This is a genomic window from Comamonas sp. MYb396 (genome assembly GCF_037479555.1).
Taxonomy (GTDB): Bacteria; Pseudomonadota; Gammaproteobacteria; order Burkholderiales; family Burkholderiaceae_C; genus Comamonas.
In genome coordinates this window covers 418,290-432,333 of sequence record NZ_JBBGYU010000002.1, presented here as the reverse complement: position 1 = coordinate 432,333, position 14,044 = coordinate 418,290, and the positions used below count along the sequence as shown (strand labels likewise).

Genomic DNA, 14,044 nt, shown 5'->3' with positions numbered 1-14,044 from the left:
CATGCAAACACCTCAGAACAAGCCGCAAGGCGCTGGCACGCCGCCATCCTCGGCCCCGGAGCCCGATGGCGAGAAGCACGGCAGCAGCAAGGGCTTCAACCTCTCGCGCTGGGCACTGCAGCATGTGCCGCTGACGCGCTACCTGCTCATCATGCTGCTGGTGCTGGGCATCGGCGCCTATTTTCAGCTGGGCCAGGATGAAGACCCGCCGTTCACCTTCCGCGCGATGGTGGTCTCGGCCGCATGGCCAGGCGCCACGGCCCAGCAGATGGCCGAGCAGGTGACTGACAAGGTCGAGCGCACCTTGCAGGACGTGCCCAATGCCGACAAGATCGTCAGCTACTCCAAGCCCGGCGAGATGCTGGTCATCCTGAACCTGCGCGAAGACACGCGCCCGCAGGATGTGCCGCAGACCTGGCTGGCGGTGCGCAAAAAGGTGGGCGATATGCGCGCCAGCTTGCCCCAGGGCGTGCTTGGCCCCTTCTACAACGATGACTTTGGCGATGTCTACGGCGTGATTTATGCGCTGCAGGGCGAGGGCTATAGCTACGCCGAGCTCAAGGAGTATGCCGACAGCGTGCGCCAGAGCCTGCTGCGGGTCAAGGACGTGGCCAAGGTGGAACTCTTTGGCGTGCAGGACGAGAAGCTCTATATCGAGATCTCGCGCAGCAAGCTGGCCCAGCTGGGGCTGGACATGAACCAGGTCATCGCCCAGCTCGGCCAGCAAAACGCGGTGCAAAGCGGTGGCGAGGTGCAAGCCGGTGCCGACCGGGTGCAGGTCGAGGTGACGGGCGAGTTCCGCCAGTTGGAGGACGTCAAGGCCATGCCGATCCGGGGGCCCAACGGCAACCAGCTCAAGCTGGGCGATATCGCCGATATCTACCGCAGCTACCTGGACCCGGCCAAGACCAAGGTGCATTTCCAGGGCCAGCCCACGGTGGCCCTGGGCATCTCGATGCGCAAGGGTGGCGATGTGATTGCGCTGGGCAAGCACCTGCATGAGGCGGTGGACAAGATCGTGCCCACCTTGCCGGCCGGCCTGAGCCTGGAGAACGTGCAGGACCAGCCCAAGGCCGTGTCCACCTCGGTCAACGAGTTTGTGCGCGTGCTGATCGAGGCGGTGGTGATTGTGCTGGCCGTGAGCTTTGTGAGCCTGGGCATGCATATCCGCAAGGGCAAGGACCCGCTGTGGCGCCGCATCACGCTGGATCCGCGCCCCGGGCTGGTGGTGGGCATCACCATTCCGCTGGTGCTTTGCGCCACCTTCCTGGCGATGTGGTACTGGGGCATTGGCCTGCACAAGGTCTCGCTGGGCTCGCTGATCATTGCGCTGGGTCTGTTGGTGGACGACGCCATCATTGCGGTCGAGATGATGGTGCGCAAGATGGAAGAGGGCTATGACAAGCTGAGCGCGGCCACCGCCGCCTATGACATCACTGCCAAGCCGATGCTGACGGGCACCTTGATCACGGCGGCGGGCTTCATGCCGATTGGTATCGCCAAGTCCACCACTGGTGAGTACACCTTTGCGATCTTTGCGGTGACGGTGATTGCGCTGGTCATCAGCTGGGTGGCTTCGGTCTACTTTGTACCCTACCTGGGCACGGTGTTCCTGAAGAAGCCCAAGCATGCGCCCCAAGAGGAGGGCGGGGAGCATGCGATGTTCGACACTCCCTTCTACAACCGCTTCCGCCGCACCGTCTCCTGGTGCGTGGAGCACCGCTGGCTGACGATTGGCGCCACGGTGCTGGTGTTTGCGCTGGGCCTGTTTGGCATGAGCCGGGTCCAGCAGCAGTTCTTCCCCGATTCCAACCGCACCGAGATCCTGATGGATGTCTGGCTGCCCGAGGGCTCGAGCATGGCCGCCAACGAAGAGGTGACGCGGCGCATCGAGCAGCGCATGCAGGCGCAGGACGGCATCGAGTCCGTCACCTCCTGGATCGGCTCGGGCGTGCCGCGCTTTTACCTGCCGCTGGACCAGATCTTCCCGCAGTCCAATGTGTCGCAGCTGATCCTGCTGCCCCACAACCTGGCCGATCGCGACAGCCTGATGAAGCGGCTGCCGACCTTGCTGGCCCAGGAGTTCCCGGAGGTGCGCGCCCGCGTCAAGCTGCTGCCCAGCGGCCCGCCGGTGCCCTACCCGGTGCAGTTCCGCGTGATGGGCCAGGACCCCCAACTGCTGCGCACGCTGGCGAGCGACGTGCGTGCCAAGCTGGAGGCATCGCCCGATATGCGCGGTGTGAACGACAACTGGAACGAGTCCATCAAGGTGCTGCGCCTGGAGGTGGACCAGAGCAAGGCGCGTGCGCTGGGTGTGAGCAACCAGAGCATTGCCCAGGCCACGCGCACCCAGCTGTCGGGCAACACCATCGGCCAGTTCCGCGAAGGCGACAAGCTGATCGACATGGTGCTGCGCCAGCCGGTGGACGAGCGCCAGGCCGTGACCGACGTGGGCAATGCCTATGTGGCCTCGAGCAGCGGCCAGGCCATCCTGCTGTCGCAGATTGCCAAGCCCAGCTTTGTCTGGGAGCCGGGCATTCTCTGGCGCCAGGGCCGGGAGTATGCGATCACCGTACAAGGCGATGTGGCTGCCGGCCTGCAAGGCCCGACGGTGACGCAAAAGCTCTGGCCCGATCTGCAAAAGCTGCAGCAGGGCTGGGCCGACAAGGGCCTGAACCAGTACCGCATCGAGATTGCCGGTGCGGTGGAGGAGAGCGCCAAGGGCTCGGACTCGATCATGGCAGGCATGCCGATCATGGTGTTCATTGTCTTTACCCTGTTGATGCTGCAGCTGCACAGCTTCAGCCGCTCGGTGCTGGTCTATATCACCGGCTTCCTGGGCATCGCGGGCGTGACGGCGGCCTTGCTGCTGCTGAACCGGCCCTTTGGCTTTGTCGCCTTGCTGGGCGTGATCGCACTGATGGGCATGATCCAGCGCAACTCGGTGATCCTGATCGACCAGATCGAGGCCAACCATGCGGCGGGCCTCTCGACCTGGGATGCGATTGTCGAGGCCGCCACCCACCGGCTGCGCCCGATTGCGCTGACCGCCGCGGCTGCCGTGCTCGCCATGATTCCGCTGTCGCGCAGCATCTTCTGGGGGCCGATGGCCGTTGCCATCATGGGCGGCCTGGTCGTTGCCACGGTGCTGACCTTGCTGGCGCTGCCGGCCATGTATGCGGCCTGGTTCCGCGTGAAAAAGGAGCACAGCGAGGTGCCACTGTCGGCGGCGGTTTGAGCGGCCTGCGATGCCAGGCCATGGCGCGGGCAGTTTTTGCCCCGGTTTGCCCAAGGCGCCAATGGCTTGCATTAGAATCTTGGATTGACCTAAAACAGGCGGGTTGGCTCACAAGCTGGCTGCAGCCGCAACCGCGCGGGTGGCGAAATTGGTAGACGCACCAGGTTTAGGTCCTGACGCCAGCAATGGTGTGGGGGTTCGAGTCCCCCCCCGCGCACCAAAATTTAATAGCAGAAGGTATAAGCGCCGTCTGCTTTTTTGCTGAATATAAGCCGAATTTCCTGCTGGAGATTCGGCTTTTTTCTTGGTGTTTTGCATCGGCGGCTGCCCGCGTCCGGGTTCTGACCCTGCAGCAAGACGGTATTGGCAGCCAAGAAAAGAGCTGGCTTTATATATAATGTTCGGTTTCGGTCGATGGCGCCTTGCGCTGCACCGCTTTCGTGACAACGCTGGTTTTTGCCGCGTCACGCCAGGTGTTGCTTGCTACTGAATGCGCTGTCATCGTTTGATTTTTGGGTGTGCTGGGCTTAGGGCCAGTCGCCTATCTACTGGGACCCCAGGTTGTAAAACGGTGCCAATCCCCGTTGATGCCATCCCCGATGTGACACGGACAGTCCTCGCATCGGACGCAAGCTTTGCCGCTTGCAGGCTGGCTTGAATGGCGTTTGCACACCGTGGCCGGAAGGGTTCGTGCCTAACTAGGATTAACCATGGCAGTGAATGTTGAAACCCTTGAAAAGCTCGAGCGCAAAATTTCGCTGAGCTTGCCTCTCGCATCCGTGCAAACCGAAGTGGACAGCCGCCTCAAGCGCCTGGCCCGCACCGTGAAGATGGACGGCTTCCGTCCAGGCAAGGTGCCGATGAACGTGGTGGCACAGCGCTATGGCTATTCCGTGCAGTACGAAGTGCTCAACGAGAAGGTCGGCGAGGCATTTGCCAAGGCCGCCAACGAAGCCGAGCTGCGCGTGGCCGGTCAGCCCAAGATCACTGAAAAAGAAGGCGCACCTGAGGGTGAGCTGGCATTTGACGCCGTGTTCGAAGTGTTCCCCGAAGTCAAGATCGGTGACCTGGCTTCCGCTGAAGTCGAGAAGCTGGCTGCCGACGTGGACGACGCTGCCATCGAAAAGACCATCGACATCCTGCGCAAGCAGCGTCGCACCTTCGCCCAGCGCCCAGCCGACACGGCTGCCGTGGACGGCGACCGCGTGACCGTGGACTTCGAAGGCAAGATCGACGGCGAACCCTTCGCTGGCGGCAAGGCTGAAGCCTTCCAGTTCCTGATCGGCGAAGGCCAGATGCTCAAGGAATTCGAAGACGCCGTGCGCGGCATGAAGACCGGCGAATCCAAGACCTTCCCCCTGGCATTCCCTGAGGACTACCACGGCAAGGAAGTGGCTGGCAAGACCGCCGACTTCCTGGTGACCGTCAAGAAGGTGGAAGCGGCCAACCTGCCCGAAGTGAACGAAGCACTGGCCAAGTCCCTGGGCATTGCTGACGGCTCCGTCGAAGGCCTGCGCGCTGACATCAAGAAGAACCTGGAGCGTGAAGTCAAGTTCCGCGTTCAGTCGCGCAACAAGCAAGCCGTGATGGAAGCCCTGGTGTCCAAGGCTGAGCTGGACCTGCCCAAGGCCAGCATCGACGCCGAAGTCGGCCGTCTGCTCGAAGGCGCCCGTGAAGAGCTCAAGCAACGCGGCATCAAGGACGCTGAAAAGGCGGAAATCCCTGCTGACGTGTTCCTGCCCCAAGCCGAGCGCCGCGTGCGCCTGGGCCTGGTGGTGGCCGAGCTGGTCAAGGCCAACAAGCTGGAAGCCACGCCTGAGCAAATCAAGGCCCACATCGACGAGCTGGCATCGAGCTACGAGAAGCCAGAAGACGTCGTGCGTTGGTACTTTGGTGACCGCCAGCGTCTGGCCGAAGTCGAAGCCGTTGTGATCGAAAACAACGTGACCGAATTCGTGCTGGGCAAGGCCAAGGTCAGCGACAAGACCGTGTCCTTCGACGAACTGATGGGTCAACAAGGCTGATAGCCAGGTGCGCTGGGCGGCCATGGCCGCCAGCGCTTGCCAGCCAAAATCAGGGGCTTGTGCTTTTGGGCGCAGGCCCCATTTTATTGGGGTACAGTTAGCGCAGTCACAGTGCATTGACGCTAGCTTCCACCAATCCTGAACGGAGATGTAATGAGCGCACAAGATATTCAGAACTTGGGTTTGATCCCGATGGTGATCGAGCAATCGGGCCGTGGTGAGCGCTCGTTTGACATTTACTCGCGTCTGCTCAAGGACCGCGTGATTTTTCTGGTCGGTGAAGTCAATGACCAGACCGCCAACCTGGTGGTGGCCCAGCTGCTGTTCCTGGAAAGCGAAAACCCCGACAAGGAGATTTCGCTCTACATCAACTCGCCTGGCGGCAGCGTGACGGCTGGCATGGCCATCTATGACACGATGCAGTTCATCAAGCCGCAGGTCTCGACCATGTGCCTGGGCTTTGCTGCCAGCATGGGCGCTTTCCTGCTGGCCGCTGGCGAGAAGGGCAAGCGCTACTCGCTGCCCAACTCCAAGATCATGATCCACCAGGTGCTGGGCGGCGCCCGTGGCCAGGCCACGGACATCGAAATCCATGCCCGCGACATCATCCGCACCAAGGAGCAGATGAACCGCATCCTGGCAGACCGCACCGGCCAGCCTTATGACAAGGTCAAGGCCGATACCGAGCGCGACTACTTCATGACGGCCCCAGAAGCCCAGGAGTACGGTTTGGTCGATACTGTGGTAGAAAAGCGCCCATAAGTAGGCTTTTCCGGATAAGCGGCCGCAACCCTACCGGTTGAGGCCGCTTTGTAGTTGGTTATCATTGTTTCCACATAGATTCGATTGAAGGCATTGCCCCCATGGCCGAGAAAAAAGGCTCATCCAGCGAAAAAACCCTGTACTGCTCCTTCTGCGGCAAGAGCCAGCACGAGGTGAAGAAACTCATTGCCGGACCGTCCGTGTTCATCTGCGATGAGTGCATCAACCTCTGCAATGACATCGTGCGCGACGAAGTGGCGGCAGAAGGCAAGGAGGGCGAGAAGGCCAAGGGCAATGATCTGCCGACACCGGCCGAGATCAAGGCCACCCTGGACAACTATGTCATCGGTCAGGATCCCGCCAAACGCACCCTGGCCGTGGCGGTGTACAACCACTACAAGCGCCTGGCGCACAAGGACAAGGCCGGCAAGGACGATGTGGAGCTGGCCAAGAGCAATATCTTGCTGATCGGCCCCACCGGCTCGGGCAAGACCTTGCTCGCCCAGACCCTGGCCCGCCAGCTGAACGTGCCCTTCGTGATGGCTGACGCCACCACGTTGACGGAAGCGGGCTATGTCGGCGAGGACGTCGAGAACATCGTGCAAAAGCTGCTGCAAAGCTGCAACTACGATGTAGAGCGGGCCCAGCGCGGTATCGTCTACATCGATGAAATCGACAAGATCACCCGCAAGGCGGACAACCCCTCGATCACCCGCGACGTGTCGGGCGAAGGCGTGCAGCAGGCGCTGCTCAAGCTGATCGAAGGCACGATGGCCTCGATCCCGCCCCAGGGCGGCCGCAAGCACCCGAACCAGGATTTCCTGCAGGTCGACACGACCAATATCCTGTTCATCTGCGGCGGCGCCTTTGCCGGGCTCGAGAAGGTCATCGAGAACCGCTCCGAGGCCTCGGGCATCGGTTTTGGTGCCACCGTCAAGAGCAAGCAGCAGCGCTCCATCTCCGAGGCTTTCCGCGACATCGAGCCCGAAGACCTGATCAAGTTCGGTATCATCCCCGAGCTGGTGGGGCGTCTGCCGGTGGTCACCGCGCTGGCCGAGCTGTCGGAGGACGCGCTGGTGCAGATCCTGACCCAGCCCAAGAATGCGCTGGTCAAGCAGTACAACAAGCTGCTGGGCATGGAAGGCGTGGAGCTGGAGGTACGCCCGGATGCCTTGACCGCCATTGCCAAGAAGGCGCTGGCCCGCAAGACCGGCGCCCGGGGGCTGCGCTCGATACTGGAGCAGTCGCTGATGACAACCATGTTTGACCTGCCCACCACCGACAACGTGGCCAAGGTCGTGGTCGAAGAGGCGACGATCAACGAAGGCAAGCCGCCCCTCCTGGTGTACCGGGAAGCGGCGAAAAAGGCCTGACAGGCTGCGATGGCAGAGACCGCTGGGGCTCTGCCATCGGTGTTTTACAAGGACCGCTTGGCGCCGCCGGGCTGTGTCCCATGGGCTTGAGGGTGCATTTGCTGGCCTGCACCCGCCCTGGCCCCTGGTTTTTCATGGCCAAGGGTTGAAATATCACTTTTACGAATCATCTTCGTACAAGTTTCAAAAGGATTTTCATGTCCGACAACCAAACCCAATCCTCCCACCCCCTGGAATTGCCCATGCTCCCGCTGCGGGACGTGGTCGTTTTTCCGCATATGGTGATCCCGCTGTTCGTCGGCCGCCCCAAGAGCATCAAGGCGCTGGAGACGGCGATGGAAGGCGACCGCAAGATCATGCTGGTGGCCCAGAAGACGGCCGCCAAGGACGATCCGACGGTCAACGACATGTTCAGCGTGGGCTGCGTCTCGACCATCCTGCAGATGCTCAAGCTGCCCGATGGCACCGTCAAGGTGCTGGTCGAAGGCGTGCAGCGTGCCCAGGTGCAGGAAATCGCCGAAGGCGAGGACTACTTCACCGCGCAGATCGTGCCCGTGGAGCCCGGCGACAGCGCCGACAAGGCCAGCGAGATCGAGGCGCTGCGCCGCGCTGTGATGCAGCAGTTTGACCAGTACGTCAAGCTCAACAAGAAGATCCCATCCGAGATCCTGACCTCCATCTCCGGCATCGATGACGCAGGCCGCCTGGCCGACACCATCGCTGCCCACCTGCCGCTCAAGCTGGAGAACAAGCAGGCCGTGCTGGAGCTGCAAAAGGTGCAGGACCGCCTGGAAAACCTCTACGACCAGCTCGAGCGCGAAGTCGACATCCTCAATGTCGACAAGAAGATCCGTGGCCGCGTCAAAAAGCAGATGGAAAAGAGCCAGCGCGACTTCTACCTGAACGAGCAGGTCAAGGCCATCCAGAAGGAGCTGGGCGAGGGCGAAGACGGCGCCGACCTGGAAGACCTGGAAAAGAAGATCAAGCTGGCCAAGATGACGCAGGATGCGCGCAAGAAGGCCGAGGGCGAGCTCAAGAAGCTCAAGCTGATGTCGCCGATGTCGGCCGAGGCCTCGGTGGTGCGCAACTACATCGAAACGCTGGTGAACCTGCCCTGGGGCAAGAAGACCAAGGTCAAGAAAGACCTGGTCGTCGCCGAGGACGTGCTCAACGAAGACCACTACGGCCTCGACAAGGTCAAGGACCGCATTCTTGAGTACCTCGCGGTGCAGCAGCGCGTGGACAAGGTCAAGGCACCCATCCTGTGCCTGGTCGGCCCTCCTGGCGTAGGCAAGACCTCGCTGGGCCAGTCGATCGCCAAGGCCACCGGGCGCAAGTATGTGCGCATGGCGCTGGGCGGCATGCGTGATGAGGCCGAGATCCGGGGTCACCGCCGTACCTACATCGGCGCGATGCCGGGCAAGGTGCTGCAGAACCTGTCCAAGGTCGGCACGCGCAATCCGCTGTTCCTGCTCGATGAAATCGACAAGCTGGGCATGGACTTCCGCGGTGACCCATCCAGCGCGCTGCTGGAAGTGCTCGACCCCGAGCAGAACAGCAAGTTTGGCGACCACTATGTGGAAGTCGACTTCGACCTCAGCGATGTGATGTTTGTCGCCACCTCGAACTCGATGAACATCCCGCCCGCCTTGCTGGACCGGATGGAAGTGATCCGCCTGGCCGGTTACACCGAGGACGAGAAGACCAATATCGCGATGCGTTACCTGCTGCCCAAGCAGATCGAGAACAACGGCGTCAAGGCCGGTGAGCTCGAGCTGCGCGAGGACGCCGTGCGCGACATCGTGCGCTACTACACCCGCGAGGCCGGTGTGCGTTCGCTCGAGCGTGAGCTGTCCAAGATCTGCCGCAAGGTGGTCAAGAACATCCAGCTGGGCAAGGCGCAGGCACCGGTGCAGGTGACGGCAGACAACCTGCCCGACTACCTGGGTGTGCGCAAGTTCAGCTACGGCCATGCCGAGCAGAAGAACCAGGTCGGCCAGGTCGTGGGCCTGGCCTGGACCGAGGTGGGCGGCGATCTGCTGACCATTGAAGCGGCTGCCATGCCTGGCAAGGGCGTCATCAACCGCACCGGCTCGCTGGGCGATGTGATGAAGGAATCGGTCGAAGCGGCCCGCACCGTGGTGCGCAGCCGGGCCCGTTCGCTGGGCATCCGCGACGACGTGTTCGAGAAGCGCGACATCCACATCCACGTGCCCGATGGCGCCACCCCCAAGGATGGCCCCAGCGCTGGTGCCGCGATGACGACGGCGCTGGTGTCGGTGCTGACCGGCATCCCCGTGCGCGCCGATGTGGCGATGACCGGCGAGATCACCTTGCGCGGTGAAGTCACCGCCATCGGTGGCTTGAAGGAAAAGCTGCTGGCTGCGCTGCGCGGTGGCATCAAGACTGTGATGATCCCGGAAGAGAACGTCAAGGACTTGGCCGAGATCCCGGACAACGTCAAGAGCGGTCTGGAGATCGTGCCGGTGCGTTGGATCGACAAGGTGCTGGAAGTGGCGCTGGAAGTCAAACCCACGCCCTTGAGCGACAGCGATACGCCTGCCGCCGAGCCGGTGCCCGTGGTGCCTGCCGTGGCTGTGGCAGCCACTGCCGCCAAGGCGGCACCTGCGCGCCGCTCGCGTGCCGTCAAGCACTGATCGGCTGCTGGTCTGCACGGAAAACCGGCCCGTCATCAAAAACGGGCCGGTTTGCCAAAAAGACCAAAAAATATGCGTTACAATGCATACCATCGCGGAGCCCGGTATATAATAGCGGACTTCCGGTAAAGCGGATACGCGGGAATAGCTCAGTTGGTAGAGCGATACCTTGCCAAGGTATAGGTCGACGGTTCGAACCCGTTTTCCCGCTCCAAATTGGCTGTGTTGATGGTTTCAGCATGGCAACAATCCATGGCGCGATAGCAAAGCGGTTATGCCCCGGATTGCAAATCCGGTTAGACCAGTTCGACTCTGGTTCGCGCCTCCAGGACATGCTTGTCAGTACGTTTTGGGTTCGTGGTGAAACGAACAATGTATGCGGGAATAGCTCAGTTGGTAGAGCGATACCTTGCCAAGGTATAGGTCGACGGTTCGAACCCGTTTTCCCGCTCCAGTTTTCAAAGCTGGTGTGGATCCGTTCATGCTAGTTTTTGCGGGAATAGCTCAGTTGGTAGAGCGATACCTTGCCAAGGTATAGGTCGACGGTTCGAACCCGTTTTCCCGCTCCAGTGTTTCAAAGCTGGTGTGGATCCGTTCATGCTGGTTTTTGCGGGAATAGCTCAGTTGGTAGAGCGATACCTTGCCAAGGTATAGGTCGACGGTTCGAACCCGTTTTCCCGCTCCAACACATTGCGAAAAAGAGCCTCAGGGCTCTTTTTTGCTTTTCAGCTCCAGCCTTTTGCTTACCGGAGCTCGCTGCCACCGCGAGCCTGCGAGTCGCGCAGGATTCGCAGCTTCCTTCTTCTCTGTCTTCATGCGCTACACCAGCGCTTGCAATCATCGCTGCAGCGTTGCGCTCAGCCACGATCTGCCGCTGTCTTCCTCCAACAGCGTAGCTGGAGCAGCTAGAATGGCAGGCTGCGTGCCTCGATGGTGAAATTGGTAGACACCCGGGACTTAAAATCCCGTGCCGCGAAAGTGGCGTGCCGGTTCGATCCCGGCTCGAGGCACCATCAACATGATGAATTCCAATAGGAATTCACTCGCCACACAGAGCCCCGTGAAGCTCCAAGAATTCACGGGCATCTCCTGCGGACACATCGCAGAACTCAAGCAAACCCATCAGCAATGCAGCACTCAACTGTGCCGCTGCTGGGAGCCTAACGTTCATCCTTCAGCGGAAACCGCTGACCCGGAAAGAACACGCGCTCAATCTCTCGCAGCGTGCGTGTACCAATCGTGTGGATCTTCAATAGCTTATGCGGATAGGCCTCACGCAGTTGCTCAGGCGTCTTGATGCCGGCGCGGGCAAGTGTGCGCACGGTCACCAGCGGCAGCCTGCCGTTCAAGGCCGAATCCTGGGCAAACCGGATGGATGGCGGGGCAAAGTCCGGCTCAAAGCACTGGTCCGGGAAGAAGGCCATCTCGATCTTGCGAAAGCGCAGCATGCCGATGCCATGCATGCGCAGCAATCGCAGTGGATAGGCTTGTTTGACGGCTTCCACCGAATGCACGCCATTTTTGGCCAGGATTCGGATGATGCGCTCTGACAAATGACCGTCTAGTAGGGTGTGGGGAGGGGGAGATTTGTTGTATTCATTCGACATCCAGCAAGATCGTAGAACCTGCTAGTACGGAGGAATGACGGTCGGCAGAGGGCATCGGCTGTAGGCCTTGGCAGACAGCAAATGCCAGCGCATTCAGAGGCCGCCCTCACTGCATCTGCGCTTTGTGCTTAGCGGTCCTGCAAATGTTGTTTTTCCCCGCTGGCCTGGATCTCTTCGCGATCAGCCGATTCGTCCTCTTCCAACGGATGCAGCGGCCCCATCCACCGGAACGGCCTGCGGTTGGGGCTTTGTTGGCGCGCCAGCGCATCGACCGATTGCAGCCACTGGGTGAGTTCTTCGGTCCGCATTGTGGCGCTGCGCTGTGCACCCAAACGGCTCAGAAAGCGGCCCAGTTCCTCGTGCCAAGAGGCATAGTCGCCGCAGCCATGGGTGCACCAGTGCGGGCGCATGCCCAGCCAGGCCTTGATGCTGGGGTGCTGGCTCAGCGCGCTGGTGTCGAGGATGCAATGCACATCGACATGTGGGGGGAACATTGCTTCAACCTCGCGCAGAAACACCAGAAACTCCTGGTGCCGTAAGCGTGGCTTGCACTGCGCGGCGGGGCTTTTGCAGACGCTGTTCAGTGCCTTGCAAAGTGCGGCTGATAACGGATGCTGGCAGCTTTCGCTGCCCGGCAGGGTTGAGACTTTGCTAGGTGTTGCGGGGGCTGCCGGCAGGCTGAGTGGGCTCTTGGTATCCAGGCAGATGACCAGCGCCTTGTCGCTGCCGCTCAGGTAGATCGCGGCGGGCGCCTGCAATTGCTCCAGCAGCAGCGGGTCGCTGAAGAGTGCAAAGTGGGGGCGGGACTTGGTCTTGCCCAGCAGCTGCAGATAGCGGGCCACGCTGCTTTTGGACATGCCCGTGCGTGCAGCCAGGGCACGTACGCTGTCGGATGCGGTGTCCTCAGACGCCAGTGCTGCTTTGGCGGTGGTGGTGATAGCTTGCAGCTGGCGGTCATCGATGGTGCGGGGTTTGCCGGGTCGCATGCTGTCGTACAGACCCAGGATGCGATGGCTCGCAAACCGGCGGCGCCATTTGCCCACTGTCGCCTGGGTCAGCGCCATGCTGTTGGCAATGCTGACATTGCTGTCGCCTTCCACGCTGCGCAGGATGATCCTGGCGCGGGTGGCGATATGGGCGGGCTGGCCGGGCTTATTGGCTAAGTGTTCGAGCTGTTCTCGTTCACGCGCAGTCAGTGTGATCCCTGACTTGGGTCTGCCTTTTTCCATCGTGATTTCTCCGTCTCTCGGAATCTTCTGCGAAGCCTTTGCTGAGGGGAGCGGCTAGGAGTCGGGACGCAGCGTAAGGCGTTTTCGCAAGTCAACAGACAGCTATTGACAAGGAAGAACGAGCAGCGAGTCGCCCGAGCCTGCATCCAGCCGACCTCAGGGTTTTCCAGAAGATTCCTTGCTATGTGTTGAGGCAGCCTTTAATGCTGCTTATTTAATGGACAGATGAAATGATTACCAGCTAATTATGGTAATTTATTTTGGGACAGTATCGAATATCGATTGCATATATATGTTGTGTAGTTATGGGACGGGGCTTCATGTGGATAGCTTGGGTCATGATTTCTATGGAATTATTGTGGAATCTGTGCATCTCTGCCTAGGATTGTTCAATAACCCATGGATGTCATCAATATGACAGTTGAAAAATTTCATCTCGCAACAAATTAATTTTGACAAATAAGCTTATTCGGTCTATTTAGAGCAAGAAACACTTTGTTAACATTTTAATGAAAATGGCATGTACATTGACAAAACAGATAGATACCATTGCGCCGTTCAGTAATTGCGCTGCGCGGTCGCATGGCATGGTTTCTGAAATCACTGAATTTTCATCTGAATGATCCATGAATGAGGAGCTCGCCTTGAATATGACAAATCACACCAATTCCCATAGTGCAACTATTGCCAAGCCTGTCGCCCAGCGCAAATCGCGCGGCCAGGGTATGACGGAATACATCATTATCTTGGGCCTGATTGCGATTGCCGCGATTGCCGCTTTCAGCTTTTTTGGCCAAACCGTTCGCAGCCAGGTCGCAGGTATGGCCAAGGAAGTGGGCGGTGAATCGGGCAAGGAAGGTATTACTGCCGCGCAGGCTGCTTCGGGTAAGGCGCTGACCAATGCCCAGAAGAATATGAATATGTCGACCTATACCGAAGGCGGTAACGACGGCGCCAAGTAAGAGCCATTGTCGCAACCCTGGGTACCTTGCTGCAAAGTCGCAGGCCTTGGCCTCTGTCGTATGGTGGTAATGCCTGCGGCTTAGGCTGGGTACTCAGTGCAAACCCTTGGGGTATGCCAGGTTGAGATAATGGTTTGAAGTTACCCATGGGAGGGAGGGCCTCCGGAATTCAACGAATTACATAATAGTGGC

8 protein-coding genes and 7 tRNA genes are annotated in these 14,044 nt (G+C 60.2%); 13 read left to right on the top strand and 2 right to left on the bottom strand.

Going from position 1 to position 14,044, the window contains the following annotated elements; genetic code table 11:
* Nucleotide 1: 1 nt before the first annotated feature.
* The 12 genes from WH265_RS06080 to WH265_RS06025 all read left to right on the top strand — a co-directional run bounded on the left by WH265_RS06080 (nt 2) and on the right by WH265_RS06025 (nt 11,067).
* A complete protein-coding gene (locus WH265_RS06080; RefSeq protein WP_339557677.1) occupies nt 2–3,238 on the top strand; it encodes an efflux RND transporter permease subunit in 3,237 nt (1,078 codons plus the stop codon).
* A 133-nt stretch (nt 3,239–3,371) separates the two neighbouring features.
* Nucleotides 3,372–3,458: transfer RNA gene (locus WH265_RS06075), tRNA-Leu, on the top strand.
* Nucleotides 3,459–3,948: 490 nt separating this feature from the next.
* Nucleotides 3,949–5,262, top strand: a complete 1,314-nt coding sequence (gene tig / locus WH265_RS06070; RefSeq protein WP_021027444.1) for a trigger factor — start codon at nt 3,949–3,951, stop codon at nt 5,260–5,262.
* 153 nt (nt 5,263–5,415) lie between these two features.
* The gene (gene clpP, locus WH265_RS06065; RefSeq protein ID WP_021027443.1) at nt 5,416–6,024 is read left to right on the top strand and encodes an ATP-dependent Clp endopeptidase proteolytic subunit ClpP; all 609 of its coding nucleotides are present in this window, start codon (nt 5,416–5,418) and stop codon (nt 6,022–6,024) included.
* Between the two features lie 101 nt (nt 6,025–6,125).
* Entirely contained in the window at nt 6,126–7,397 is a 1,272-nt protein-coding gene (gene clpX / locus WH265_RS06060; protein ID WP_021027442.1) for an ATP-dependent Clp protease ATP-binding subunit ClpX, read from the top strand.
* A 197-nt stretch (nt 7,398–7,594) separates the two neighbouring features.
* Nucleotides 7,595–10,054: an endopeptidase La gene (gene lon / locus WH265_RS06055; RefSeq protein ID WP_312987512.1), complete on the top strand. Its 2,460-nt coding sequence runs from the start codon at nt 7,595–7,597 to the stop codon at nt 10,052–10,054.
* A gap of 138 nt (nt 10,055–10,192) precedes the next feature.
* A tRNA-Gly gene (locus WH265_RS06050) sits at nt 10,193–10,268 on the top strand.
* Nucleotides 10,269–10,308: 40 nt separating this feature from the next.
* Nucleotides 10,309–10,382, top strand: a tRNA-Cys gene (locus WH265_RS06045).
* 50 nt (nt 10,383–10,432) lie between these two features.
* Nucleotides 10,433–10,508, top strand: a tRNA-Gly gene (locus WH265_RS06040).
* A gap of 39 nt (nt 10,509–10,547) precedes the next feature.
* A tRNA-Gly gene (locus tag WH265_RS06035) sits at nt 10,548–10,623 on the top strand.
* A 40-nt stretch (nt 10,624–10,663) separates the two neighbouring features.
* Nucleotides 10,664–10,739 (top strand) — tRNA-Gly (locus WH265_RS06030).
* Between the two features lie 239 nt (nt 10,740–10,978).
* Nucleotides 10,979–11,067 (top strand) — tRNA-Leu (locus WH265_RS06025).
* Between the two features lie 147 nt (nt 11,068–11,214).
* On the opposite strand, the gene WH265_RS06020 is transcribed toward WH265_RS06025, so the two are convergent.
* Both WH265_RS06020 and WH265_RS06015 read right to left on the bottom strand, forming a co-directional pair.
* On the bottom strand, nt 11,215–11,661 hold the full coding sequence (locus WH265_RS06020) for a helix-hairpin-helix domain-containing protein (RefSeq protein ID WP_339557676.1): 447 nt from the start codon (nt 11,659–11,661) through the stop codon (nt 11,215–11,217).
* A gap of 128 nt (nt 11,662–11,789) precedes the next feature.
* On the bottom strand, nt 11,790–12,890 hold the full coding sequence (locus WH265_RS06015; RefSeq protein WP_339557675.1) for a helix-turn-helix domain-containing protein: 1,101 nt from the start codon (nt 12,888–12,890) through the stop codon (nt 11,790–11,792).
* Nucleotides 12,891–13,540: 650 nt separating this feature from the next.
* Here WH265_RS06015 and WH265_RS06010 point away from each other — a divergent pair.
* Nucleotides 13,541–13,852, top strand: coding sequence for a pilus assembly protein (locus WH265_RS06010; protein WP_198424365.1), 312 nt, complete (start codon nt 13,541–13,543; stop codon nt 13,850–13,852).
* Nucleotides 13,853–14,044: the final 192 nt, after the last annotated feature.